The organism is Leptolyngbya sp. CCY15150, from assembly GCF_016888135.1.
Lineage (GTDB): Bacteria > Cyanobacteriota > Cyanobacteriia > RECH01 > RECH01 > RECH01.
The window spans coordinates 119854-145362 of the sequence record NZ_JACSWB010000164.1; the positions used below are offsets into that span (position 1 = coordinate 119854).

Here is a 25509-nt window from a genome sequence, read left to right on the forward strand (position 1 = left end):
CGGCGTTGCTGTACCAGGGATCAACGATTTGTTGAGCAACGCCGATCGCTACCCTATCTTAGTCCACTAGCGGCTGATGATACTCGTGCCAGTGGCGGGCGATATCTATCCGGCGACATATCCAGACGCGATCGCGGCTTTGAATATAGTCTAGAAAACGAGCTAAGGCAGCGGTACGTCCTGGACGTCCTGACAGACGGCAGTGGAGACCAATATTCAGCATCTTGGGAGCTGTTTCGCCCTCCGCATAGAGGACATCAAAGGCGTCTTTGAGATAGGTAAAAAACTGATCGCCGCTGTTAAACCCTTGGGCTGTGGCGAAGCGCATGTCATTGGTATCTAGGGTGTAGGGAATCACCAGATGGGGCTTGCCGTAGTCCATCACCCAATAGGGTAAGTCATCGGCATAACTATCAGAATCGTAAAGAAATCCACCTTCCTCTACGGCAATGCGGCGACTGTTGGGACTGGTGCGGCCGGTATACCAACCTAGGGGACGACTGCCAATGACGTCCGTGTGGATCGCGATCGCTTTCCTGAGATGCTCCCGCTCGGCCTCTTCGCCCATATACTGATAGTCAATCCAGCGATAGCCGTGGCTGGCCACTTCCCAACCCGCTTCCACCATGGCTTTCCCTGCATCCGGATTGTAGTGTAGCGCTAGGGCAACGGCGTAGACAGTAACCGGTAGGTTTCGAGAGGTAAACAACCGATGCAGTCGCCAAAAACCAGCCCGACTGCCGTATTCATAGATGGATTCCATATTCATGTGGCGTACACCGGTGAGCGGTGCTGCGCCGACGATTTCAGATAAGAATGCTTCTGAAGCAACATCGCCATTCAAAATGCAGTTCTCGCCACCCTCTTCATAGTTGATCACAAACTGTACGGCAAGTCTTGCACCGTTGGGCCATTGAGGATCAGGGGTATGGCGACCATAGCCAATGAAATCACGCGGAGTAGACATACTTGTTCTCACACAACAGGTCTAAACCAGAGGCGATCGCCCCTAGGTTTGCCCCATCATACCGGAATCGTATGCCCTCAAGCGTGGGTGATTGAACAGTACGAACAGATATCAACAGACAGATGTCAACAGATAACTATATCTCCGCCCCAAAGTCTCATTCTGGAGCGATCGCCTCCGTGATAGCCTGATCAATCACTTGGCGCTGTTCGTCATCATAGCCCCAGCGATCGAGGAAATTGCTATACACACCGTCGCCGTTGATGCTGTCCTGAAGCTGCTGGGCTTTTTCGGTAATTAACGGCAGATCGAGCTGCTGGATCAGATGATGGGTACGCGATCGCACGCGATCCGATCCTTGGGCTAAGTCATCATGATGGTTGCGACGGTGGGCCACCGCCATGGCGGACGACATGGCTAGATTTTTCACCAACAGTTCTGCCACGATATCTGGGGAAGTCTGGAGGGCTTGGATGACGCTCTGGGAAGCCTGGTCGGCCAGGGGACGATCATCCGTGAGATAGGTGACGAAAAAGCCTCGGGCACCGTTTTGGGTCGCCACCAACTGAGCGATCGCCTCTTGAATGTGCTCCTCGGAGATCTGATGGTTTTCCATGGCCGCCATCAGGTTTTGGGTGAGGGCGATCGCCGCTTCAAAGCTCACGGTATCGGGGATTTTTAAGGGCTGAGTCATAGTGGTTGGGTCGAAGGCTGATGGGGCTAGTCTAGAGGTGGGCGGCTTAGCCATAGTTTAGCAGGGCGGTTTTGCTACGTATATCCAGGAGGGCGATCGCTCCCTAATTATCCAGCAAGATAGTCCTGGTTCCCAAAACAGCCATGTACTCCATCGCAGACTTTATGGCACAATCATGAATTCCCTCAAGGGCGATCGCTCTCTCGACGATTTGTGCTGTTCTTGACTCAATCCTCTCCACCTCTGTCTGAGATAAAGATTCATGGTAGTTGACTTTTGGCTAAAAACGAGCGGCACTTGGATTAATGTATTTACTATTCTCATCGGCACTGCCCTCGGTCTGCTGCTGGGCAGTCGTCTTCCCAAACGGATGCAGCAAATCATTACCCAAGCTCTAGGACTCATGACGTTGTGGATTGGTATTTCCATGGCCGGTCGCCTAGCCGATGCCCAAGGGGGAGCGATCGACGGGGCGGTTTTGGGACTGTTGTCTATGGTGGGCGGTGGCTTCCTGGGCGAGTGGTGGCAATTGGAAGATCGTCTGGCAGGATTGGGAGATTGGCTCAAGAAACACCTGCGAGGACAAGGTAAGTTTACTGAAGGCTTTGTCGCCACCAGTTTACTGTTCTGCATTGGCCCCATGGCGCTGATCGGCAGTCTCAATAACGGATTGTCGAATGACAATACCCTGTTAGTCATCAAAGCCATGATGGATGGACTGGCCTCTATTCCCTTTGCTAGCACCTATGGTCTGGGTGTCGGTTTTTCTACCTTACCTTTGCTGATCTACCAAGGTAGCTTATCGCTGCTAGCAGCCGTTTTTTCTAATTTATTGCCCAATCCTGAAGCCGATCCACGGATATTTTTGCTGACCGGCATTGGTGGACTCATGATTATGGGCATCAGCTTTAACTTACTTGAGTTGCTGCGTGTCCGGGTTGGCTCGTTCCTGCCGGCGCTGATCATCGCCCCACTGCTCTTTGAGCTAGCCCAATGGCTCACCTAGCTCCCAAAGTCCAAGACCACTGGTACAGTACAAACAGTAGCCAGTACCGTTGATCCACCATGGTTCACTCTCCACCGCAGCGCCCTGCCCACGGCGGCAATCTTGCCTGGGCCGCCGCGATCGCCCTCTGCCACCCTCAAGACATCCTCGACTTTTCCGCTAGCATCAATCCCCTCGGGCCACCTGCATCGGCGATCGCTGCCCTGCAATCGGGCATGGCCACCCTGCGGGACTACCCCGACCCTAGCTACAGCCAGCTTCGCGCCGCTCTGGGACAAGCCCACCAGCTTTCCCCGGACTGGATTCTGCCGGGAAATGGCGCGGCGGAAGTGTTGACCTGGGCGGGCTATGAGCTGACGTCCTGCAAAGCTGTGGTGCTGCCAACGCCGGCTTTTGGCGACTATGGGCGATCGCTGCATACCTTTGGCGTTTTGGTCTTGCCCCAGTCGCTGGATCTAGAGGCGATCGCCCTCGGTCAGTCGCCATCCTTAGTGGATCTATCGACCTTGCCCTATGCACCGGAAGACTGCGGTTTGCTGATCAACAATCCCCACAATCCCACCGGGCATCTATGGACAGCAGAGGCGCTCTTGCCCTACCTGCAGGCGTTCAAGCAGGTGGTGATTGACGAAGCCTTCATGGACTTTTTGCCCGAGGACGAGCAGCAAAGTCTGGTGCCCTGGATAGCGGATTATCCTAACCTGGTGATCCTGCGATCGCTCACCAAGTTCTACAGCTTGCCGGGGCTGCGGCTGGGCTATGCGATCACCCATCCCGATCGCGTTCAGCGCTGGCAGTCGTGGCGCGATCCTTGGACGGTGAATGCTCTGGCTGATCTGGCTGGACAGGCCGTGGTGGGCGATCGCCTCTTTCAGCAGCAAACCCGGCAATGGCTGCCGCCCGCGCGCCAATCCTTGATGGCAGGTCTGGCCGCCTTGCCCGGCCTTCGCCCCTACCCCGGCGCGGCGAACTATTTACTGGTTCAAACCGAAGCCTCCAGCACGGCTCTGCAACAGCGGTTGCTCACCCGCCATCGCATTCTGGTGCGAGACTGTATCAGTTTTCCAGACCTGGGCGATCGCTTTTTTCGCATTGCCGTACGCCGCCCTGAGGAAAATCAGCGTCTGCTGGAGGGTCTCGCTGATTGCACGTCGGTGGACTCCATTCAATGCAGCTAGGTTACCGGATTGAGCGATGTCGAAACCCTTGTCTCCTAAGGGCTCTGTTCACCTACCTCAGAGCTAGGGCGATCGCCGTTCGATCTGCTGGAGCTGGTCGAGTAACATCTGAACATCGCTGGCTGGGGCTTTGCAGCTCAGACCTTGGCAGACCATGCCCACGGCTCCCTCAGGGAGATGAGGGGCGACTTGATAGATGGTGGTGGGATGGTAGGCGGCGGCGAGGGCGGGAATTAACTCTGGCTGGGTGCGCACTAGGGTGGGGTTGCGGAACCAGTCGAGAGCGGCAAATAGGGTGGGGCAAGCGCGCGGAGCCTGCACCATGGCGGGGGCGAAGGCGGTGAGTCCCTGTTCTGCCCGGTCGAGGTAATCGAGGTTTTCCGTTAGCAGGAACAGGCGCATCAGGTTGGCGATCGCAATCCCGTTGGCTGAGGGCGTAGCATTGTCTTCAAAGCTGCGTTCTCGCACCACGAGGTCATTCCGGGCGTCGGTATTGTAGTACCCTCCGAGTTCAATGCTCCACAGAAATTCGTCAAATTCTGCCTGCACAGCGATCGCCCGCTCTAGCCAGGATGGTGCCGCTGTTGGATCTAGGGCGATCGCCCCTTGGTGAACATCAATCAGCGCTTTAATGAACAGTGCATAGTCTTCCGACTGAGCCAGCACCGCTGCTTGTCCCTCGTAGTTGAGACGATGGAAGCGATCGCCCACCCATTGATGATCCAGGATGAACTGAGCCGTTTGGCTGGCCAGGGTGAGGTAGTCTGGCTGCTGGAACACCGCTGCCGCTCGGGCCAGACCGGAGATCATCAGACTATTCCAGGCGGCGATCATCTTGGTATCGGTCACTGGGGGAATGCGTCCGGGCCAAGCCGTTTGGGTGGCGTCTTGGCGATCGCGGGCTGGGGCAAAGCGGGAAACCTGCTCCGGCGGCGCACCATAGCGCACGGTGAACAGTTTACCCAGAGCGGTTTTGGCTGCGGGCAAGAGCGCCCCTGGCGTGAGGCGCTGCAAAACATTCTGCCCTTCAAAGTTGCCGGGTGGAGAAATGGTAAACGGCTGGGATTCGAGGGCGTCTAAGTCGTCGGGTGCCAGAAACTGGGCTAGCTCCTCGTAGCTCCACACGTAAAAAGCCCCTTCCTCCGGCTCAACTTGCTCCGGGGTGACAAAGCTATCGGCATCCTGAGCCGCATAGAAAAAGCCTGGCTCGGCAAGCATCTCCCGTTTCAGCCAGTCCACGGTGCCAGCGATCGCCTGTTCAAAGGCTGGCTCTTGTAAACCCGCCGCCCAGAGATCGGCCAGATATTCCACAATCTGCCCATTGTCGTAGAGCATTTTTTCAAAGTGGGGCACTGTCCAGGTGGCATCGACGGTGTAGCGATGGAAACCACCGGCGACGTGGTCATAAATGCCGCCCAGGGCCAGGCTCAAACCCCGCTGATAGCACAGTTCCCGCGCATCATACTCCGTGTCATCTCCGGAGAGGCGATCGCCCCGGAGTGCCGCTAAGGCGTAGGGAATCATGGGAAAGCTGGGCCCCGTATCGCGACTGCTGAGGATGCCCGCACTGTAGTCGAGACCCTGACGAAGCTGACTATCTTCTAAACTGCCGGAAGCCTGCAAACGAGATACCTGCTGCAGTTGAGCCAGGATCTTTTCCTTCACCGTGCTCAGCTTTTCAGTTTCCGTATCAAAAAAGTTGCGAATCGCCTGCAGCACCTGAAAGAAACCCGGCCGGCCGTAGCGCGGCTCTAGGGGAAAATAGGTGCCGCCATAGAAGGGCAGCAGATCGTCGGGGGAGAGAAATACATTCAGCGGCCAGCCTCCCTGCCCGGTCATCATTTGCAGGGTTTGCATATAAATGCTGTCAATATCTGGGCGCTCTTCCCGATCAACCTTAATCGGCAGGAAGTGCTCGTTCATATAATCAGCGATCGCCCCATCGGAGAAGGCTTCCCCCTCCATGACCGTACACCAGTGGCAGCTTGAATAGCCAATGGATAGAAAAATGGGGCGATGGGTGGCGCGGGCGGTGGCGATCGCCTCATCACACCAAGGCCACCAATCGATGGGATTCTCTGCGTGTTTCCGCAGATAGAGGCTTTGGGACTGGGCAAGTCGATTCGTCATAACTATCCTGACAACTATCCTGACAACTCCTGACAACTACAGCATGTCTATGATCACGGCTAGCCCCACAGACCACCGTAATGACCCGTAGCCAAGAGTCTTGACCTATTCAAACAAGCGAAAATAGGGATAGAGTACCGGCGCGCCGGGCTCTTTCTCTAGGGAAAAATTGATCACATCCCAGCAGGGATCCTCCTGGGGGTCGGGGCTAAATTCCACCGGTAGCCCATAGAGACGCGGCGCTGTAGACTCCCCCTGACCTCGCCATGGAGCATTGCGCTCTAGGTAGCTACTCACCAAGTCCTGATAGCGCTTGGCAATGATCACGCGGGTGGCGCGATAGCCTTGGGTATAGAGGCGATCGAGGGCTTCATGAATTTCAAAGCGAATGCCGTCGGGATGGGTATGCTGCCGATACCAGTCGTCATCCCAGCGTCGCCAATGCCGTCCTGATTGCAGATGCACCAATTCCTCTGTTTTGGGATCCGCCTCAAAGGCTCCATGACGCGGACAGAGATAGGTGTCTGTCAAGGTGAGGGCGGGAATCGTTTGCCGACAGTGGGGGCATTGGATTTCCGGGCCAAAAATTGGATATTGTAAAGCTGGGTTCATCATGAAGTCGTTGCCAGCATAGTCTCCATTCACCAAGGCTATCCTTAGACGTGTTGAGGGCAGAGCTACAACAGAATGCCGTTTACAAGCAGCGGGATTGAATGACGCACAGAGGGCTGAGGGATGGGCGTTGGGATCTACTGAGATTGACCCGGATGATCTACTTTAGACGAGGACTGCGATCGCTATCAGTGCGATCGCCATCGGCATGGATGAATCCCTTAACTATGGGTTCATGCCCTCAGCAGACCGAATGAACCAGCCTACGTCATGGGTATTTGTTGATAACCTTAGCAGAAATCATCGTCTATGAGCAGTGAGTTTTCCCTATCTTCCCCATTCCCCTTCGGACGATCGCCTGATATGTCTGCTGCGGCCTTTGTGGCTGGTAATGCCACGGTCATCGGTCGGGTAGCGATCGCCACCGGGGTGAGTATTTGGTATGGCGCTGTGGTGCGGGGGGACGTGGAAGACATTCGCCTCGGCAGCTACAGCAATGTGCAGGATGGTGCGGTGCTGCATGGCGATCCGGGCCAGCCGACGGTGCTGGAGGATTACGTCACCATCGGCCACCGGGCGGTGGTGCATAGCGCCTATATTGAAACCGGCTGTCTGATTGGTATTGGGGCGATTGTCCTGGACGGCGTGCGGGTGGGGGCAGGCAGCATCATCGGTGCGGGCTGTGTGGTCACCAAAGATGTACCGCCGCGATCGCTAATGGTGGGCGTTCCTGCCAAGCAACTGCGGCAGGTGTCGGAGGATGAGGCCAAAGATCTGATCGACCATGCCAAGCGCTATTACACCCTGGCGCTGGCCCATGCCGGTCGGGGCAGTGATTTAGGATTTTGCTAGTCAGCTCAGCGAGAGCCCACGGGCATAACAGGATAAGCTGCGAACAACCCTATCGGACTCTTGGATGTAGGGTTCGCGAAGCGCAACGCACCGCCAACCCTCAGCCGTAACGCGTTATACTGTCGCCCACGCATCCTGTGATCATGGGGCTTTTCAAATCACTGGGGGATTAGCGTTCGCGAAATTCCACGTAATCTTGCCCAAGCACAACGTCATAGTCGCCAAAAAAGTCATGTCCTAGCAGACCTAGATCGAGTTCTGGCGTTGAGACGGCCACCAAGACATTGTTGGCGATCGCCCCCCCGGCTTCCATGGAGTTCACATAGCCCAGCCCAAAGGACACATTGCGGGCGCTGGCAGTTGAGACAGTGGTTTCGCCCACTCGCACCACGCCGAGAGCATTGGCCATGGCTGGCGTAATCACCGTGCCGCTGGCCCCCGTATCCACAATCATCGGAAAAGACTGCCGACCGTTGAACGTGACATTCACCACCGGCGTACCGCCTGCTCGGCTGACAATGGGAGTGCGGAAAACGCTAGAACTAACGGGGGCAGGTGATGGCTGCGTTGCTGTTCCTAGGCTACTTGTAGGAGGTGTAGCTTGGGGCGTGACCACGACGACCCCATCGGAACTGGCGGCAACGGGGCGGTTAGCCTGCTGCTCGGCATAGCTGAGATTTTGCTGATACTCGGTAATTTTGGTCTGGGCCTGGGGATAGTTGGCGCTGGATTGGGGCACGGCTTGCAGGAGGGCGATCGCCTGCTGCCACCGGTTGATTGCCAATCGCCAATCATCTTGGGACTGGGCCCGCTGGGTGATATTGACGGCACTTGTGGCCCGCTCAATCGCTTCCTGGAAATAGTCAGTAGCGGCGGGCTCTGGCTCCGGCTCTGGCTCCGCTTCAATCGGTTCAGTTTCCACCACAGCATCCATCGGTGGCACTGGGGCGGTTTCGGTGGACGCAGGCCGACAGGATAAACTCCCAATCAGTAATCCTCCTAGCAAGAGAGGAAGTCCGGGTTTGAGGTGCTGCATCATGAGGTGCAAGGCTCCAATCGGTGAAGGTCTAACGCGATCGAGATCAGGCGGGTGCAAGCTGGATAGCCTACCGAGGGTGGCAAAACTTTGTCAACGAATGCTGAAGGGCGGGGCAGCTCTTTGGGGTCTTTTAACTTAATATGCCCCAATCCAAGCGTAAGATGAATGAGGCAAATTTAAAGATGTGCTGAGAGGACGTTATGGTGCTTGCCCAAGCTAAACCTGCACTACTAGTGCTATCCGATGGAACGGTTTACCATGGTTGGTCGTTTGGCGCGACAGGCACCACCATCGGCGAGGTGGTGTTTAACACCGGTATGACTGGCTACCAAGAGGTGTTGACCGATCCCAGCTACTGTGGACAGATCGTTACATTCACCTACCCAGAACTGGGCAATACGGGGGTCAATCCCGAGGATGATGAATCTAGCCATCCCCAAGTGGCAGGGGCGATCGCTCGCAATATTTGCCACCGTCCCAGCAACTGGCGATCCACCCAGTCTCTTCCAGCCTACCTTGATCAGCACCACATTCCCGGCATTTTTGGCATTGATACTCGGGCGCTCACCCGCAAAATTCGTTCCTCTGGCTCCATGAACGGGGCGATCTCCACTGAAATTTTGGATCCGGGTGAACTGTTGCTCAAGGTGCAGGCAGCTCCCAGCATGGCCGGGTTGAACCTTGTGAAACAGGTCACTACTCCAGACACCTATGAATGGTCGGAACCTACGGATACCAACTGGGAATTTAACCTCGATACCGCACCGGCCAGCCAGCCCGAATTCACCGTCGTCGCCATAGACTTTGGCATCAAACGCAATATTCTGCGCCGCCTGACCCGCTACGGCTGTCGGGTGATTGTGGTGCCTGCCCATACCCCCGCCGCCGAGATTTTGGCCCATAACCCCGACGGTATTTTCCTGTCCAATGGCCCTGGCGATCCGTCGGCGGTCACCGATGGCATCGAGACCATGAAGACGCTGCTCTCGGCCCAAAAGCCGGTGTTTGGCATTTGCATGGGGCACCAAATCCTCGGTCTATCCCTGGGGGCGGAAACGTTTAAGCTCAAGTTTGGCCACCGAGGCTTGAACCAGCCCGCAGGTCTATCCCAGCAGGTAGAGATTACCAGCCAGAACCACGGTTTCGCCATCACCGCCGAGTCCTTAGATGATGCCCAAGTGGACATCACCCATCTCAACCTCAACGATCAAACCGTGGCCGGCATTCGCCATAAAACCCTGCCCCTGTTCTCCGTGCAGTATCACCCGGAAGCTAGCCCCGGCCCCCACGATGCCGACTATCTGTTTGAACAGTTTGTGACCACCATGCGCCAACAGCGATCGCTGGCTAGCTAACCCGGCGCACCCCACTGCCGCACATATTCATAGATGGCGATCGCTGCTGCTGTTTGTACATTCAGCGATTCCACCAAACCAAATTGGGGAATGGTGACCGTTTGGCTACAGCAGCGGCGCACATGCTGGGGAATGCCCGTCAGCTCTTTCCCCAGCACCAAAATAGACCGCTGGGGGTAGCTAAAGTCGGGTAGCGGTTGTGCCTGGGTATCTAGATCGAGGGCGATCGCGGTATAGCCTTGCTGAGCCTGGTGTCGTAGCCAATCCGGCAGGTGCTCGACGGGACAGTCCTGCAGGGGTTGCCATTGGTGGCTTGAGGCAGCCAGACCCCGAAACGCTGAGTTATGGGCGATCGCGCCATTGTTGACGACGAGAGACTGCAGGCGAAAGGCCTCCACTGTGCGGCACAGTGCCCCTAGATTAGCGGGATGGCCCACCAACGAAGCACACACCATCAAGGGATGACGAGGGGCCGTGGGATAGGTGTGACGACTGAGACGCTCGACCATAACGCAAGCAGCACAACACTCTTTTGGATATAGCGGTCACCAATTTACTAGGGTGGGCACTGCCCACCATCTACAGGGGGTTTACCCTATTTTCCCACTAACGTTATCCTGAAAACGTTAATAGATGCCGTCGGTGCCAGCTCCACATACTAAGGCACAGATGCGATCGCCCTTGGAGATGGGGACTCTCTGCTGCAAAATCGCTGCCATGGCCGCTGCGCCACTGAGTTCCGCCGCAATGCCACATTCAAACCATAGCCAATGGGCCGCCTCGCGCATCTCTTCATCGGTGACTAGGACAATCTCTTCCACATTTTGCTGCACTAAGGATAAATTGAGCCGGGTACTTTGGCAGGGGGCAAGGGTGTTGGCTGTGGTTGTGATTTTAGGTAAGGTAATCACCTGATTGGCCTTCACACTTTCGTAAAGCGTTGGCGCACCGGTCGGTTCTACACCGATGATGCGAATAGCGGGATTGATTAACTTAGCCGCTGCTGCTACACCGCTGATTAATCCACCGCCCCCGATCGCCACGATGATTTTATCAAGCTGGGGTGCTTGCACGGCCAATTCCAACGCTAAGGTACCCTGACCAGCAATCACCATCGGATCGGCAAAGGGATGAATGTAGGCCATTCCCGTTTGCTCGGCCATGGCTAGGGCAGCATGGTTGGCATCGTCCCACACCTCTCCATGGCGAATGACCTCAGCACCCCAGCGCTGAAGTTTGATCGCCTTGCTTTCAGGAACATTGGCGGGCAGAAAGATTTTGGCGGGCACGTGGGCTGTCCAGGCTGCATAGGCCACGGCTAGCCCATGGTTCCCCCCCGAAGCCGTGATTACCCCGCGCTCCAGATCGTCTGGTACCAGGCTGAGTAACTTATTCAAGGCTCCCCTTGCCTTGAAGGCTCCGGTCACCTGTAGGTTTTCCAGCTTCAGCAGCAGATGGGCATCCAGACAGGGCGACTGTTGTAATCCTACGAGTTCAAGAACAGGCGTCTGCCGAATATAGGGGGCGATGCGAGCTTGGGCAGACTGAAAATCGGACAGGGTGACCATACGACCATCTCAAACAAAACAATGGTAGATATTCTAGGTGGTTCCTGTCCCAGGAATCTGATCAGGAGGGGGCAATTCTCCGCAAAGGCGATCGCCCTTGGCCAAGCTTCGTAATAATAGTAGGCGACTGGTATTCAACAACGGGCAGGATTATGACAGAGTTGGGTTTATTTTGGCATCGCCGCGATCTGCGTCTCAGCGATAATCTGGGACTGGCAACCCTGGCGCAGCGTAGTCTGCGCTTGGTGGGATTGTTCTGCCTCGATCCGGCGTTGCTCGATCCCCAGGAAGTGGCGGCGGCGCGGGTGGTCTATCTCCTGGGCAGTTTGGCAGATCTACAGCAGCGCTATGCCCAGGTGGGCAGTCAGTTGCTGATCCTCCAGGGGCAACCGGCGATGATGCTACCCCGTCTGGCCCAAGCGTTGGGTGCTACCCAGGTGGCGTGGAATCTGGATGTGGAACCCTATGCCCAGGAGCGCGATCGCCAGGTCACGGAAGCTCTACAGGAGTCGGGTCTCACGGTGCAAACCACCTGGGATCACCTGCTCCATGAGCCGGGAGCTGTGAAAACCGGCAGCGGCACTCCCTATACGGTCTACACGCCCTTTTGGCGCAATTGGCGATCGCAAGCCAAGCTGCCCCCTGCACCTACGCCAGACCAGCTAGCGGGCTTGACCGATGCAGAACAGGCGATCGCCCATGACCACACCATCGCCCTACCCTCAGCCAACCAGTTAGGATTCACCTGGGACACCGACCTGCTGCTGCCCCCCGGTGAAAAGGCTGCCCACGATCGCCTCTATGACTTTTGTGACCGCGAGCAAGCGATCGCCACCTACAACGACCAGCGCAACATTCCCTTTTTGCCCGGCACCTCTCGCCTGAGTGCAGCGCTGAAATTTGGTACCCTGGGCATCCGCACCCTCTGGGTCGCCGCCGATGCCGCCTACCAACGCAGCCGCAGTGACGAAACTCGCACCCATGTGGAAACCTGGCAGCAGGAAATTGCCTGGCGAGAATTCTACCACCATGCCCTTTATTTCTTCCCTGAACTGGCGGATGGCCCCTACCGCGATCCCTTTAAGGACTTTCCTTGGGATAATCACCCCGACCAGTTCCAAGCTTGGTGTGAGGGGCGTACCGGCTATCCCATCGTCGATGCCGCCATGCGCCAGCTCAACGAAACCGGCTGGATGCATAACCGCTGTCGCATGATTGTCGCGAGTTTTCTCACCAAGGATCTGATCATCAACTGGCAGTGGGGCGAACGCTACTTTATGCAGCGCTTGGTGGACGGCGATTTGGCGTCTAATAACGGCGGCTGGCAGTGGAGCGCTTCCAGCGGTATGGATCCGAAACCCTTGCGGATTTTTAACCCAGCCAGCCAGGCCAAGAAGTTTGATCCTGAGGCGGACTACATTCGCCAGTGGTTGCCGGAGTTGCGCAGTGTAGATACCCAGCCCCTAGTGACCGGCGATATTCCTTTTTGGGAGCGCGATCGCTGCGGCTATCCTGCCCCCATCGTTGATCATAAGGTACAGCAAAATCGCTTCAAAGCACTCTATAAAGCCCAGAAAGACAAGGGTTAGAGTCACCCCAGCTTCCCAAGACTTCACCTGGCCGGGGGTATCGGACTAGCCCAAGAATCGGCAAACTAGGAAAAGCGATCGCTCTATGGGGCACCGATGAGTCACACAACGCAGGTCGTGACCTGGATCCCAATGCGGATAACTCAATCTATCCCACTGCCATACGAGTTGTCTCCTTTTGTGCTACAACTATGCTACAAATGTAATATGCTGCCTTGGTGCAGCGTAACCGTTGGCTAAACCGAGAACAGGGTATGGCAAACTTTCGCGACATCCTACGTTATTTCAAAGACTATCGAGCGATCGCCATTTACAGCATTGCGATTACCAGTCTTTTTGAAGTTATTGATCTTGTAGTGCCCTATATCGTTGGGCAGGTGATTAACATTCTGTCGGGGCAGCCCATTGATGCCATTCTGAACGGGATGGTGCAAGCTCTGGCGACGCTGCTCCAGACCACGCCGGGGCAGGAGTTTACCCTGGGTAGTTTATTGGTCATGGTGTTTTTGGTGACGGTGGTGCGATCGCCCATTCAGCCATGGGTGGGTCTTTGGTTTCACTGGGATATTCCCCTGCGGGCTCGCCGCGACCAAACCCAGCGCACCATTCAAAAAATTCTCACCCTGCCCCTAGAGTTCTATGACGAACATAACCCTGGCCGCATTGCCGGTCGCCTGGCGCGGGGATTAAGCAATCACACCTGGGGCTACCCAGAAGTGGCGGGTCAGTTTATTCCCAAGCTGGTGCGGGTGATGGCGATCATTGTCTTCATTGCCCTGCTCAACTGGCCCATTGCCTTGCTGATCTTGGCATCCTTTGTAGGGATGTTAAGTTATCTCTACCTAAAACTGCGGCAGTTGATTCGCCGAGAAGAAGCCCTCGATCGCTATATGGAAAGCACGGAGAGCCGCACCTCTGAGATCATCACCAATATCAAAACGGTGAAGGCCTTTGCCACGGAGCAGGATGAACTGCAGCGCCAAACCCAGCGGCTCAACCGTGAGTTGAAGGTGGTGATCCATCGCATTCACAAGGGCTATGTGGTGCTCTATACCCAACAGCGTTTGGTGGTGCAGGCAAGTACCTTTGCGGTCTTCGTCCTCACCCTCTGGGCTACCCTGAACGGGCGTATGTCCATTGGGCATTTCATCACCACCTACACCGTCGCCAGTATGGCCTACGCGGAACTGGAGCCTTTGAGTATGCTGGCGGAGGTGTTTGCCCGCCGCTATGCCTCGCTGATGCGGTTCCATGAGTTTATGAAGCTGCCCAGTGGCAGTGATGCCGCTAGCTTGGAGCATGGGGCTGGCATTCGTCAGTATCAGTTTACAGGTAAGGTTGATCTATCCCATGTCACCTTTGGCTATGAGCGCGATCGCCCTGTCCTCAATGACATTAACCTGTTGATTGAACCCTACCAAACGGTGGCCCTCGTGGGGCGATCGGGATCGGGTAAGTCTACCTTGGTGAAGCTGTTGTTCCGCTATTTCGAACCCCAAAGCGGCCGGATTTTGATGGATGGGCAAGATATTCGCCAGTTGGACGTGTCGGGCTATCGCAAGCGATTAGCCATTGTTCACCAAGAGGTCGATGTGTTCAACGGTACCCTGCTGGATAACCTTACCTACGGCAACGGCAAGGCCAGCTTTCCGCAGGTGGAAGAAGCCTGTCGCATTGCGCGGGTGGATGAATTTATCCATCTATTGCCCGATGGCTATTTCACCATCGTGGGGGAACGGGGTGTGCGGCTTTCTGGCGGACAGCGGCAGCGGTTGGGCATTGCGCGGGCGTTGCTGATGGATCCGGATGTGCTGGTGTTTGATGAAGCTACGTCCAGTCTCGACTATGAGTCGGAGCGTTCCATTCAGCTCGCCATGCGCAGTATCCTAGGCACCCGCACCACGCTGATCATTGCCCACCGCTTAAGTACGGTGCGGGAAGCCGACAAAATCGTCGTGCTCGACCAAGGGCAGATTGTAGAAGTGGGCAATCACGAGGAACTCCTGCAGCGGGGTGGTCTCTACCATCGTCTGCATACGCTACAGGAAACTGGGGAATTACTGGCTTAGGCAGTTGGGTGAACTGATCACAGAGCGATCGCGTCCTTCTTTTTTGGCAAGATACAGGGCGCGATCGGCTTGTCTGAGCAATGTGCTAGCATCACCGTCTACATGAGGAATGGCGCAGGCGATCCCCAAACTGACGGTGACTACGGTACTAACCTGGGAGCGATCGTGGGGGATGGCTAGCGATCGCACCACCTGCTGGATCTGATTGGCAATCCATTGCCCGCCGCTCACATCGGTATTGGGTAAGATGACGGCAAACTCTTCTCCACCGTAGCGAGCCAGCAGATCGGCGGGGCGCTTCATAATCGTCTGCACGGCCTGGGCAATGCGAATCAGACAATCATCCCCGCACTGATGGCCATAGTGGTCATTGTAGGGTTTGAAATAATCAACATCGAACAGAATCAAGGTCAGCGGTTGCTGCTCTCGGGCCAGCCGTAGCCATTCATGCTGCATTTGTTGATCAAAGCGGCGGCGGTTGGCCACTTGGGTCAAGCCATCTAAATAGGCGAGGGCATCTAGGGTTTTATTGGCCTCTTCCAGCTCTAGCTCAATGGTTTTCCGGGTGGTGATGTCCCGCACGGTGATGGCGAAGCCATCTCCCAGCTTCACCGCCACAAAATGATACCAAGCATCGATCGGCTGCCGCTGGTAGTAAAAATCCTGTTCGAGGGGTGTTCCTGTTTCCACCACCTGCACAAAGTCGTCAAATAGGGTATCGCTAACCTTCTGGAGAAACTGCCGGATGCACGACTTGCCGATCAAATCGTCTTGGCGGCGGTTGAGAATCTGGCTGAGGACAGGATTCAGGGTCAAACATTGAAAATCGCAGATGACACTGGTGGCCGGATCCCGCACGGCCTGCAGGGCGGCAATGCCATCCAGCGAACTGTTGAGGATACTTGATAGCAGAGCCCGAGACTGATATAAAATTTCTTCTGTCTCCGATCGCTTACGAATTTCCTGCTGGAGCTGGAGCTGCTGACGGCGGATGGTGAGCTGGTTTTCTAAACGGGCGATGACTTCACCGAGCTGAAAAGGCTTGGTAATATAGTCCACTCCGCCCACGTCAAAGGCGCGCACTTTATCAATCACTTCATCTAAGGCACTGATGAAAATAATTGGAATATCTTGGGTGCGGACATTGGCCTGCAGGGCTTCACACACCTCATAGCCATCCATATCTGGCATACGAATATCCAGTAGAATGACGTCCGGAGGCTTGGCCTGGGCGGTTTTGAGCGCCATCCGTCCGGTGGAGACACTGCGTACCTGATAGCCACGCTCCGATAGTAAGTCGGTTAAAAGGCGCAGGTTCTCGGGAATGTCGTCCACGATTAGCACAGAGCCTTGATTAGGATCATAGTTAGGAGTGTTCATCCTGGATTTGAGACTCTAAAAACAACAGGATGGCTTCAAACTGAAATTGATTGACCATCGTAGCTAGGGGTTGGGCGATCGCGTCTTGCTCCGCTGGTAGTTGCTCAATCAGGGCGATCGCTGTATGGACATCTGCTTCTAAGACGGTTTGATAGAAGGTTTCTAACCAATCCCGAGGCAGTTCTGCGAGGCGATCGCTCCAGGTTTGATCCAATGATGATGAACCCGATGGTTCAGCCGGCTCTTCAGCATAGCGGTACTGAACGCCTAGATGGTGGGCGATCGCCTCAAAGATCGTGCTTTCTTTAAATGGCTTGCGGAGAAAGTCATCGCAGCCGGCGGAAAGGATCACGGCCTGTTCTTCTTCTAACACACTAGCCGTGAGGGCAATAATCACCGTGGATTCACCTTGGGGGGTGGCTTTGATCCTGCGGGTCGCCTCATAGCCATCCATCACGGGCATTCGTACATCCATCCAGATTAAGTGGGGCTGCCAATCTTGCCAGGAAGCGATCGCCTCTTGACCATTGCTGGCCTCACGCACGTCAAAGCCAATGGGCAGCAGCAGCTTCATCAACAGTTGTCGATTAGCATCCTTGTCATCTACGACTAATAGGCGATAGGTGGGTTGTCCTTCTACTAAACCTATCACCCGCGACGGCTGCACCGCATCGGGAATCACCGCAGTTTGGGCCGGTTCCACCTGGATCGAAAACCGTACGGTTGTCCCCACATTGGGCTGACTTTCCACCTGAATATCGCCGCCCATCAAGCGCACAAACTTACGGCTAATGTGCAATCCTAGACCGGTGCCCTCCTGCAGCATCCGGCCGCTTTGGGTTTGGTTAAAGGCGCTGAATAGAGTCGGGATCTCCTCTTCGGCAATGCCTACCCCCGTATCGGCTACCGCAAAGGTGAGGGTATAGCCAGTAACCGGTTGATGGTTGATGGGTTGCTCCTTGACCGGTTGATCGTTGCCTGATTGATCCTCAACTGATTGATTGTTGCCCGATTGATTGTTGCCCGATTGATTGTTGACCAATTGCTCCCCAACCGATTGCTCGTTGATGGGTTGCTTCTTGACCGGTTGATCGTTGCCCGACTGATCCTCAACAAGATGATTAACCGGGCTATCAACTGGTCTATCAACTGGTCTATCAACTGGTTCATGAACCGATTGATCTTGAACCGTCACCGTCAGGCGTACGGAACCCTGGTTGGTGAACTTAATGGCATTACTCAGGAGGTTGATCAACACCTGCTGCAGTTTGACATCATCGCCATGAATATAGCGCGGGAGCGAATCGGGATAGTCAACAACCAGTTTTATCCCCTTATACTCAGCTCGCAGGAATAGCATATCTTCCAGATCATTCAGCAAACGATGCAGATCGACATCTCGGGTCGTTAGGATGACCTTATTGGCTTCAATTTTCGACAGGTCTAAAATATTGTTAATCAAAGTCAGCAAGTAGTCGCCGCTGCGGTAGATAATACCGGCATTATCTAGTTGCGCCTTGGGCATGGCATCGGCCCGCATCATCAACTGGGAAAAGCCAATGATGGCATTCAGGGGCGATCGCAGCTCATGGCTCATGTTGGCAATAAAGGCACTTTTGGCCCGGTTAGCACTTTCCGCCCGTTCTTTTTCGAGTTCTAGGTTTTGGTTACTGTCTTCTAAATCCGCCGTGCGTTCTGCTACCCGCTGTTCTAGGGTGGCGATCGCTTCCTGCAGCCGCTGGGCCATTTGGTTAAAAGACGTGCCCAATTGCTCTAGCTCATCAATGCCACTCACTTCCACGGTTTGGTCAAGCTCTCCACTGGTGATGGCTTTGGAGGCGCGGTTCAGCTTCAGAATTGGTTGGGCAATATATCGACTGGTGATTAAACCCACGGTAATGGCGATGGTCAGGGCTACGAGGCTCAAAGCCGCCGTCTGCCAAGTGCTAGCGTAGATTTGATCCATGAAGTCTCGCTCAGGAATCACCACCACCACCAGCCAATCTAGACCCCGCTCGTCGCGAAAGGGTTCGACCCGGACAAAATGCCGGCCGCGATCGCCTAACCCTAGGGTAAACGACTGGCCTGCCTGGAGAGTTTGGAAATCACCAAAGCGATCCACCAGTTCCCGCGATGTTGCTCGGATCAGTTCATTATTAACATCGACGGCTTTGAGGCGTTCGGGGGCATTGGTTTCATCCAAAATAAGAATGTCATCATCGGGAATGGAGCTGGCTACCAAGTTGCCGGTATGCTCAATAATAAATGTTTCGCCAGACTGACCCACCTGTAGCTCATTGAGAAAGGTATCGAGCTCAACGGTCAACAAAAAGTCTGTCGCACAGATCCCCAGGAGTTGTTGCGTGTTGGGATCATAGACGGGGGTGCTGGCCGTAATCACCGGCACAAAGGCATCAAAGTCTAAATAAACGTCGCTCCACGTTGGCATCCGTTGCTGCTGGGTAAGCTGGTACCAAGGGCGCACCCGTGGGTCGTAGGGGCGATCGCCCCGTCGTTTATAGCGAGCACGGCTGCCATAGGGATCCAGCTCATAGTAATCAAATAGCCATTCTGTATTAGCGTTAGATACCTGCAGTTGGATGGACTGATCCTCATTGGAATAGCCCACGCCCATGAAGGCTCCATCTTCTGTGGCACAGTAGACGAGGTTGGTGGTGGGAAAAGCCTGGAACTGCTGCCAGAGCAGATACTCTCCTTGCACATCTGCAACCTGGATGTCTTCCTGCAGGAGAGCGATCGCATTCACGCTGTTGATTAAAAACGGCATCTCTACATAGAGCTGCGTTTCTTGGCGAATACGCAAGGTAAGCTCACTCATCAACTGAGTAGCTAGGTTATAGACGGCAGATTGGCTATTGCGGAACGATAAATAGCCCACCACCCCCACCGTTCCAACGACCTGCAGCATAAACGGCAACACTAGTGCCACATACAGACGTACCTTAAACCGGCGAGGGTGGCTACCCATGGGGCTTTCGTCTCCGTTCTAGACCGACGCTGGGGTTGGCGGAACAGGTTCAAGCAGCAGCTTGGTGCGCTTGATTGGTTCAGATAAGGGAGTGGGATAGTTTCCTGTGAAGCAAGCTGAACAGAAGCTGGTGGTATCTTCCCTTGTTTCCTCTAACATTCCTTCCCAACTGAGATAGGCAAGAGAGTCTACGCCAATCTGCTCCTTGATGGCTGCAACGGAGTGGGTGGCAGCAATCAGTTGGTTTTGGCTATCGGTGTCAATGCCGTAGAAACAAGGATGGGTCACCGGCGGCGAGGAAATGCGCATATGGACTTCCGTCGCGCCTGCATCCCGCAGTGCTTTGACGATCTTGCGGCTGGTGGTGCCTCGCACGATGGAATCATCGACCATCAGCACCCGCTTGCCTTCTAACACATCCCGCAGGGGGTTGAGCTTCATGCGAATGCCGGACTCTCGCATCGACTGAGTTGGCTGAATGAACGTGCGACCCACGTAACGGTTTTTGATCAGCCCTTCTGCATAGGGAATCTCCGACTGCTGCGAGAAGCCGATCGCTGCCGGGATACCCGAATCTGGCACGCCAATCACAATATCAACATCCGCTGGCGATTCTAGGGCTAAGCGCTTACCCAGACGCATCCGGTAGCTATAGAGCGACTCATCATGCATGATGCTATCGGGGCGGGCAAAGTAAATCATCTCGAATACGCAGAGCTTGCGTGAGGATTGGGGTGCCCAATGGAAGGACGCCATTCCTTCTTCATTCAGCCACACCACTTCCCCTGGCTCTACATCGCGGATGTATTCTGCGCCAATAATATCGAGCCCGCAGGTTTCCGAGGCCAGCACATACCGACGGGGTTTATCCACGTCATCGCTAGGCAAGAGCCCAATCACCAACGGACGAATGCCGTTGAGATCCCGCACGCCCATGACGCCATCCGGGGTGGCGATCGTCAAACTAAAGGCACCCTGGCAACGGCCAAAGGCACTGATGCTGCCCTCTAGCCAAGTCTTGCCTTGGTTCACTTCTTGGGCGATCGCTAGGGCAATCAGCTCCGAGTCGGTGGTGGTGAGGATGTCAAACTCCGAATCGGTGAGTTCGTCTCGCAGGTCACCGGTATTCACCAAGTTGCCGTTGTGGGCGAGGGCGAGGGTGCCTAGGCGCGTTTCCACGAGGGCTGGCTGTGCATTGGAAATGCGGCTCGACCCTGTTGTGGAGTAGCGGGTGTGCCCTACGGCTAAATGTCCCGGCAGCTTGTTCAAAATGCCTTCGTTGAAGACCTGGGATACGAGACCCATGTCTTTGTGGCTATAGACCTGGGAACCATCAAAGGTGGCAATGCCTGCCGACTCTTGCCCTCGATGTTGTAATGCGTAGAGCCCAAAATAGGTTAGCTTGGCCACATCTTCTCCCGGTGCATAGATGCCAAACACACCACAGGCTTCTTCGGGTTTATCCAATGGCAAGTCGTCATCCCAATGGAGATCAGAGGAGAAACAGTCAGCAGAGTTAGGCATCATGAGAGGTTGGGTGCTCTTTTTGCTCAAGGGTTTAGGGGTCGAAGCAGGTTGCTGGCTAACCTAGATCGAACTCAACGACACCAAATCACTAAGCGTTGCCCCTCAAAGGGCGTCTAGTCCTAGGCTGTTGATTAGGTGGGTGAGCCTGACAAGAGTTAACGAAACCTTAACGACATCTCCTTCACGATAACAGTAAAGTTACCGCAATTCCCCGAGGGAATACATCGGACAACCTACGGATTTCTCGCCCTAGCAATGCGCCATTTACTGGAGGCGGCGGGCGATCGCGGTTGACCAACAGTCATCCATCGTCGCGAGATCTGCTGCAATCACCGTGGTTCCTTGCTCCGTAGCGATCGCCAACTGCTGCTGCTCAGTCACCTTGCCCAAAACCTGCCAGTGGCCGGCAAGCTGTTCCTGTAGGTAGGCTTCCCATGCCAGCACCTGATCGCTGGTCACCGAGACTAGAATGCGAGCACCTCCCTCGGCAAACAGGATGTGATCCCAGCGTTGCTCTGGCTCATCACCCACCGGGAGCTGGATCTCTGCGCCCCGCTGCCCGCTGATGCAAGCCTCAGCAAGGGCGATCGCCAACCCACCTTCCGCACAGTCATGGGCGGAGCTTACCCAACCTTGGTGAATTCCTGTGCGACAGGCTTGCTGTACCCGTTTTTCGAGCTCCATGTCCACCACTGGCGGGCAGCCGGCCACGGTTTGATGCACCACGGCCAGATACTCAGAGCCACCTAGGGTGAGGCTATCTGCAGCGGCACCCACGCCAAGACCGAGCAGATAAATGCGATCGCCCCCCTGCCGCCAACCCTGACCGCAGATGCGACTCAAATCCTCCACCAGCCCCACCATGCCGACCACCGGGGTGGGATAGATGGCTTGGGGTTGCCCTTGCGAATCTAAGGTTTCGTTGTAGAGGGAGACGTTGCCGCCGGTGACCGGCGTAGAAAAGACGCGACAGGCTTCAGCTAAACCGCGACAGGCCTCAGCCAGTTGCCAGTAGCCAATGGGCTTTTCGGGACTGCCAAAGTTCAGGTTATCGGTGACTGCTAGGGGCTCAGCTCCCACACAGCTCAAATTGCGGGCCGCCTCGGCCACCGCCGCCTTTGCGCCTTCGTAGGGATGGAGATACACATAGCGGGCATTGCAGTCCACCGTCGCTGCCACGCCTTTGGTGTAGGTGGAGGGCGATCGCTCTGCCCCTTGCGGACGCAGACGCACCACTGCCGCATCCGCCCCGCCGGGCATCAGCACCGTATTGTTTTGCACTTGGTGGTCATACTGTCGGTAGACCCAGTTCTTGGAGGCGATCGTCGGTGCATCGAGCAGGGTGAGCAGCACCGATGTCCAAGAGGATGGGGAGTCGGTCTGCAAACCCTGGACGGTGCAGGCAGGCAGGGTAGACTCTTGCCATGCCCAGGCCGTGCGGGCGTAGTCTGGCGGCGTCGCCAGCAGTTCCCGATGATAAATGGGGGTATTGTCCGACAGCGCCGTAGCGGGAATTTCCGCCGCCACACCACCCTGGAAGAGAATGCGCACGATCGGCTCCGCAATCACCGAGCCCGCCACCACCGCCTGCAGTTCCCAGCGATGGAAAATATCGATGAGTTCCTGCTCTCGCCCCTTCGCTGCCACAAACAACATGCGTTCCTGGGATTCCGACAGCAGATATTCGTAGGGCACCATGCCGGTTTCGCGCACCGGAATCAGATCCAAATCTAGCTCAATGCCCACACCGCCCTTGGCGGCCATTTCCGCCGTGGAACAGGTGAGCCCCGCTGCTCCCATATCCTGAGCTGCCACCACCGCACCGGTTTTGAACGCTTCTAAACAAGCTTCAATCAGGGATTTTTCCAGAAATGGATCGCCTACCTGCACCGCTGGGCGATCGCGCTCCGATTCATCACTCAGTTCGGCACTGGCAAAGCTGGCACCGCCCATGCCATCCCGTCCCGTCGTGGATCCCACATACAGCACCGGATTGCCCACACCGATGGCTCCCGATTTGACAATCTCCACCGTTTCCATCAAGCCCAGGGCCATGGCATTCACCAAGGGATTGCCGGCATAGGCAGGGTCAAAGCAGACTTCCCCGCCCACCGTGGGCACCCCGACACAGTTGCCGTAGTGGGCAATACCCGCCACCACGCCATGCATCAACCGCTGGGTGCGGGCATCCTTGAGATCACCAAAGCGCAGGGAGTTCAAAATCGCCAGCGGACGAGCGCCCATGGTGAAAATATCCCGCAAAATGCCGCCCACACCGGTGGCTGCTCCCTGGAACGGTTCCACTGCCGAGGGATGGTTATGGGACTCGATCTTAAACGCCAGATGCAGGCCATCTCCGAGGTCAACCACCCCAGCATTTTCGCCCGGGCCCACCAAAATGCGATCGCCCGTGGTGGGAAACTGGGACAGCAGCGGCCGCGAATTTTTGTAGCAGCAGTGTTCCGACCACATGACGCCAAACATGCCCAGTTCAGCCTTATTGGGATGCCGACCCAGGCGGCTGACAATGTCGTCATACTCAGTGGGGGTGATGCCTTCGGCGGCAATTTCTTCAGGGGAAAACGGAGCGGAGGACACTGACATAGGAGATTTGGCGATCGCAACAGTCTCCCATTTTATAAGCATTCGGCAGTGTCGTTAGAGATTCTTCGGATGTTCCAATCTTGACCGCCCAGCGTGGTAATCTAAGCTGCAATTTCGATGACTCCTGCACCCGTCCCATGTTCAACGACGCGATCCAATCCGACAGCCTCGCCCAGGCCAGCCTCCTCTCCCCAGCCCTGACCACCGAGATGCTCGATGGGCTACGTCAGCATCCCCCCATTAAGCTGGGCATCCTCGCCTCCGGCAGCGGCAGTAATTTTGAAGCGATCGCCCAAGCCATTGCCGACCAGCACCTCAACGCCCACATTCAAGTGGTGGTGTACAACAATCCCGGAGCCAAGGCCGCCGACCGCGCCGCCAAATTTGGCATTCCCGCCGTTCTGCACAACCATCGCGACTATGCCCAGCGGGAAGACCTAGATCGCGCCATTATTCAAACCTTTCAAGACTACGACGCCACCTGGCTGATTATGGCGGGCTGGATGCGTCGCGTCACCCAAGTGTTGATTGACGCCTTCCCCCAGCGCTGCCTGAACATTCACCCCAGTCTGTTGCCGAGCTTTCCCGGCACCCATGCCGTGGAACAGGCCCTAGCTGCTGGAGTGGCGATCGCTGGCTGTACGGTGCATCGGGTGGAGTTAAAAGTAGACAGCGGCCCAATCATTATGCAGGCCGCCGTGCCGATCCTTCCTGGCGACAGCGCCGACACTCTTCACCCTCGCGTGCAGGTGCAGGAACATCGACTCTATCCAGCAGCGATCGCTCTGACGGCCTGGCAAAATTTGCAGCATGGTCACAAAATCTAAGCCACGCTTCTTCTTGTCCTCGTTGAGTCCCTACCGTTTGAATCCGTGGCCTAGAGGATCTAGTCTGGTTGACGGACACCCCTCGAAGACCCTCACCCCAAACCCCTCTCCCAGGGCGGACGAGGGGCTTTGAAAACCTTCCTTGCTCCCCTTCTCCCCTTGTGGGAGAAGGGGCTGGGGGATGAGGGGAAACGAGGGGGCAGTCCATCAGGGATCTGGTTAAACCCGAGTGCGATCGGTGAGGATCTCGTAGCCGTTCTCGGTGACCAGCACCGTATGTTCAAACTGGGCCGATAGGCTGCGATCCACCGTCACCACTGTCCAGCGATCGGCGAGGGTGCGGGTAAACTTCGAGCCAGCATTCAAAATCGGCTCGATCGCCAGGGTCATCCCGGCTTTTAATTTCACATTGGGCAAATCATGGGTGCGCACGTTAAACACCGACGGTTCCTCGTGGAGATTGCGCCCTACTCCATGCCCCGTGAAGTTTTCCACCACCTTGAAGCCCTCAGCTTCAGCATGATCCTGAATTGCGCCAGCAATATCCAGCAAGGAGTTGCCCGGCTTCACCTGCTCAATGCCCTTGTAGAGCGTTTCTTCCGCCACCCGAATCAGCTTGGCGGCCGCCGGCGACACCTGCTGCACACCGATGGTAATACAGGAATCGCCATGGAAACCCTGGAAATAAGCGCCCGTATCTACCTTCAGCACATCCCCTGCCCGAATCACCTGCTTGCGGCTGGGAATACCATGCACCACTTCATCGTTGATGCAGGCACAGATCGATGCGGGAAAGCCGTAGTATCCCTTAAAACTTGGCGTTGCGCCCATCTCCCGAATCCGTGCCTCTGCATAGGCATCCAAATCCGCCGTGGTCATTCCCGGCTGCACCCGTTCCGAAATTTCCTTGAGCACCGTGGCAACAATGGTTGCTGATTGGCGCATGATGGCGATTTCACTGGATGACTTGATGATGGCACCCCGCTGCTTACGAACACGTGGGGTAGGATCGGGCTTGGGCAAAAGGTCGGTGAGAAAATTCATGGGCGATCGCAGGATAGGTTCAGCACAATTAAGACAAGCAGCAAGCTGGGGAAAGGGTTTTGTCAGACGCCATCTGCCC

General features: G+C 55.8%; 19 protein-coding genes. 7 read left to right on the plus strand and 12 right to left on the minus strand.

Going from position 1 to position 25509, the window contains the following annotated elements:
• Positions 1 to 58: 58 nt before the first annotated feature.
• Positions 59 to 967, minus strand: a complete 909-nt coding sequence (gene puuE / locus JUJ53_RS09510) for an allantoinase PuuE (RefSeq protein ID WP_204151759.1) — start codon at positions 965 to 967, stop codon at positions 59 to 61.
• Between the two features lie 157 nt (positions 968 to 1124).
• The gene (locus JUJ53_RS09515; protein ID WP_239124919.1) at positions 1125 to 1661 is read right to left on the minus strand and encodes a hypothetical protein; all 537 of its coding nucleotides are present in this window, start codon (positions 1659 to 1661) and stop codon (positions 1125 to 1127) included.
• A gap of 262 nt (positions 1662 to 1923) precedes the next feature.
• On the opposite strand from JUJ53_RS09515, the gene JUJ53_RS09520 reads away from it, so the two are divergent.
• Positions 1924 to 2667: a DUF554 domain-containing protein gene (locus JUJ53_RS09520; RefSeq protein ID WP_204151760.1), complete on the plus strand. Its 744-nt coding sequence runs from the start codon at positions 1924 to 1926 to the stop codon at positions 2665 to 2667.
• Positions 2668 to 2726: 59 nt separating this feature from the next.
• Positions 2727 to 3845, plus strand: a complete 1119-nt coding sequence (gene cobD, locus JUJ53_RS09525; RefSeq protein WP_204151761.1) for a threonine-phosphate decarboxylase CobD — start codon at positions 2727 to 2729, stop codon at positions 3843 to 3845.
• A gap of 63 nt (positions 3846 to 3908) precedes the next feature.
• Here the strand turns inward: cobD and JUJ53_RS09530 are convergent, their stop codons facing one another.
• Entirely contained in the window at positions 3909 to 5975 is a 2067-nt protein-coding gene (locus tag JUJ53_RS09530; RefSeq protein WP_204151762.1) for a thioredoxin domain-containing protein, read from the minus strand.
• A 105-nt stretch (positions 5976 to 6080) separates the two neighbouring features.
• Positions 6081 to 6590 carry a TIGR02652 family protein gene (locus JUJ53_RS09535; protein WP_204151801.1) on the minus strand — a complete coding sequence of 170 codons (510 nt, stop codon included), beginning with the start codon at positions 6588 to 6590 and terminating at the stop codon, positions 6081 to 6083.
• 306 nt (positions 6591 to 6896) lie between these two features.
• Between JUJ53_RS09535 and JUJ53_RS09540 the strand changes: the two genes are divergently transcribed.
• Positions 6897 to 7439, plus strand: coding sequence for a gamma carbonic anhydrase family protein (locus JUJ53_RS09540; RefSeq protein WP_204151763.1), 543 nt, complete (start codon positions 6897 to 6899; stop codon positions 7437 to 7439).
• A gap of 169 nt (positions 7440 to 7608) precedes the next feature.
• Here JUJ53_RS09540 and JUJ53_RS09545 read toward each other — a convergent pair whose 3' ends face one another.
• A complete protein-coding gene (locus JUJ53_RS09545) occupies positions 7609 to 8535 on the minus strand; it encodes a retropepsin-like aspartic protease (RefSeq protein WP_204151764.1) in 927 nt (308 codons plus the stop codon).
• A gap of 143 nt (positions 8536 to 8678) precedes the next feature.
• On the opposite strand from JUJ53_RS09545, the gene carA reads away from it, so the two are divergent.
• Entirely contained in the window at positions 8679 to 9833 is a 1155-nt protein-coding gene (gene carA, locus JUJ53_RS09550) for a glutamine-hydrolyzing carbamoyl-phosphate synthase small subunit (protein ID WP_204151765.1), read from the plus strand.
• Here carA and JUJ53_RS09555 read toward each other — a convergent pair.
• Positions 9830 to 10342, minus strand: coding sequence for an RNA methyltransferase (locus JUJ53_RS09555; RefSeq protein ID WP_204151766.1), 513 nt, complete (start codon positions 10340 to 10342; stop codon positions 9830 to 9832). The two genes, carA and JUJ53_RS09555, sit on opposite strands and share 4 nt — an antisense overlap.
• Positions 10343 to 10459: 117 nt before the next feature.
• Positions 10460 to 11401 carry a threonine/serine dehydratase gene (locus JUJ53_RS09560; protein WP_204151767.1) on the minus strand — a complete coding sequence of 314 codons (942 nt, stop codon included), beginning with the start codon at positions 11399 to 11401 and terminating at the stop codon, positions 10460 to 10462.
• A 152-nt stretch (positions 11402 to 11553) separates the two neighbouring features.
• On the opposite strand from JUJ53_RS09560, the gene JUJ53_RS09565 reads away from it, so the two are divergent.
• The gene (locus tag JUJ53_RS09565) at positions 11554 to 12990 is read left to right on the plus strand and encodes an FAD-binding domain-containing protein (protein ID WP_204151768.1); all 1437 of its coding nucleotides are present in this window, start codon (positions 11554 to 11556) and stop codon (positions 12988 to 12990) included.
• A gap of 254 nt (positions 12991 to 13244) precedes the next feature.
• Positions 13245 to 15059: an ABC transporter ATP-binding protein gene (locus JUJ53_RS09570; protein WP_204151769.1), complete on the plus strand. Its 1815-nt coding sequence runs from the start codon at positions 13245 to 13247 to the stop codon at positions 15057 to 15059.
• On the opposite strand, the gene JUJ53_RS09575 is transcribed toward JUJ53_RS09570, so the two are convergent.
• From JUJ53_RS09575 to purL, 4 genes are all read right to left on the minus strand, one after another.
• A complete protein-coding gene (locus tag JUJ53_RS09575) occupies positions 15048 to 16439 on the minus strand; it encodes a diguanylate cyclase (protein WP_204151770.1) in 1392 nt (463 codons plus the stop codon). The two genes, JUJ53_RS09570 and JUJ53_RS09575, sit on opposite strands and share 12 nt — an antisense overlap.
• Positions 16426 to 19428: an ATP-binding protein gene (locus JUJ53_RS09580; RefSeq protein ID WP_204151771.1), complete on the minus strand. Its 3003-nt coding sequence runs from the start codon at positions 19426 to 19428 to the stop codon at positions 16426 to 16428. The genes JUJ53_RS09575 and JUJ53_RS09580 overlap by 14 nt, the downstream gene beginning before the upstream one ends.
• 18 nt (positions 19429 to 19446) lie before the next feature.
• Positions 19447 to 20952 (minus strand): amidophosphoribosyltransferase, encoded by a 1506-nt coding sequence (purF, locus tag JUJ53_RS09585; RefSeq protein ID WP_239124920.1) that lies wholly within the window; start codon positions 20950 to 20952, stop codon positions 19447 to 19449.
• A 267-nt stretch (positions 20953 to 21219) separates the two neighbouring features.
• A complete protein-coding gene (gene purL, locus JUJ53_RS09590; protein WP_204151773.1) occupies positions 21220 to 23559 on the minus strand; it encodes a phosphoribosylformylglycinamidine synthase subunit PurL in 2340 nt (779 codons plus the stop codon).
• Positions 23560 to 23768: 209 nt separating this feature from the next.
• On the opposite strand from purL, the gene purN reads away from it, so the two are divergent.
• Positions 23769 to 24386 carry a phosphoribosylglycinamide formyltransferase gene (purN, locus tag JUJ53_RS09595; RefSeq protein ID WP_204151802.1) on the plus strand — a complete coding sequence of 206 codons (618 nt, stop codon included), beginning with the start codon at positions 23769 to 23771 and terminating at the stop codon, positions 24384 to 24386.
• A 219-nt stretch (positions 24387 to 24605) separates the two neighbouring features.
• On the opposite strand, the gene map is transcribed toward purN, so the two are convergent.
• Entirely contained in the window at positions 24606 to 25430 is an 825-nt protein-coding gene (map, locus tag JUJ53_RS09600; protein WP_204151774.1) for a type I methionyl aminopeptidase, read from the minus strand.
• Positions 25431 to 25509 lie beyond the last annotated feature (79 nt).

Excerpts from the sequence above, each read along its gene's own strand:
- JUJ53_RS09560 (WP_204151767.1), bottom strand. The coding sequence starts at position 11,401 with ATGGTCACCCTGTCCGATTTTCAGTCTGCCCAAGCTCGCATCGCCCCC.
- JUJ53_RS09575 (WP_204151770.1), bottom strand. The coding sequence starts at position 16,439 with ATGAACACTCCTAACTATGATCCTAATCAAGGCTCTGTGCTAATCGTG.
- JUJ53_RS09515 (WP_239124919.1), bottom strand. The coding sequence starts at position 1,661 with ATGACTCAGCCCTTAAAAATCCCCGATACCGTGAGCTTTGAAGCGGCG.
- JUJ53_RS09520 (WP_204151760.1), top strand. The coding sequence starts at position 1,924 with ATGGTAGTTGACTTTTGGCTAAAAACGAGCGGCACTTGGATTAATGTA.
- JUJ53_RS09540 (WP_204151763.1), top strand. The coding sequence starts at position 6,897 with ATGAGCAGTGAGTTTTCCCTATCTTCCCCATTCCCCTTCGGACGATCG.
- JUJ53_RS09570 (WP_204151769.1), top strand. The coding sequence starts at position 13,245 with ATGGCAAACTTTCGCGACATCCTACGTTATTTCAAAGACTATCGAGCG.
- JUJ53_RS09535 (WP_204151801.1), bottom strand. The coding sequence starts at position 6,590 with ATGATGAACCCAGCTTTACAATATCCAATTTTTGGCCCGGAAATCCAA.
- purL (WP_204151773.1), bottom strand. The coding sequence starts at position 23,559 with ATGTCAGTGTCCTCCGCTCCGTTTTCCCCTGAAGAAATTGCCGCCGAA.
- puuE (WP_204151759.1), bottom strand. The coding sequence starts at position 967 with ATGTCTACTCCGCGTGATTTCATTGGCTATGGTCGCCATACCCCTGAT.
- map (WP_204151774.1), bottom strand. The coding sequence starts at position 25,430 with ATGAATTTTCTCACCGACCTTTTGCCCAAGCCCGATCCTACCCCACGT.
- carA (WP_204151765.1), top strand. The coding sequence starts at position 8,679 with ATGGTGCTTGCCCAAGCTAAACCTGCACTACTAGTGCTATCCGATGGA.
- JUJ53_RS09580 (WP_204151771.1), bottom strand. The coding sequence starts at position 19,428 with ATGGGTAGCCACCCTCGCCGGTTTAAGGTACGTCTGTATGTGGCACTA.
- JUJ53_RS09555 (WP_204151766.1), bottom strand. The coding sequence starts at position 10,342 with ATGGTCGAGCGTCTCAGTCGTCACACCTATCCCACGGCCCCTCGTCAT.
- JUJ53_RS09565 (WP_204151768.1), top strand. The coding sequence starts at position 11,554 with ATGACAGAGTTGGGTTTATTTTGGCATCGCCGCGATCTGCGTCTCAGC.
- purN (WP_204151802.1), top strand. The coding sequence starts at position 23,769 with ATGCTCGATGGGCTACGTCAGCATCCCCCCATTAAGCTGGGCATCCTC.
- JUJ53_RS09530 (WP_204151762.1), bottom strand. The coding sequence starts at position 5,975 with ATGACGAATCGACTTGCCCAGTCCCAAAGCCTCTATCTGCGGAAACAC.
- purF (WP_239124920.1), bottom strand. The coding sequence starts at position 20,952 with ATGCCTAACTCTGCTGACTGTTTCTCCTCTGATCTCCATTGGGATGAC.
- cobD (WP_204151761.1), top strand. The coding sequence starts at position 2,727 with ATGGTTCACTCTCCACCGCAGCGCCCTGCCCACGGCGGCAATCTTGCC.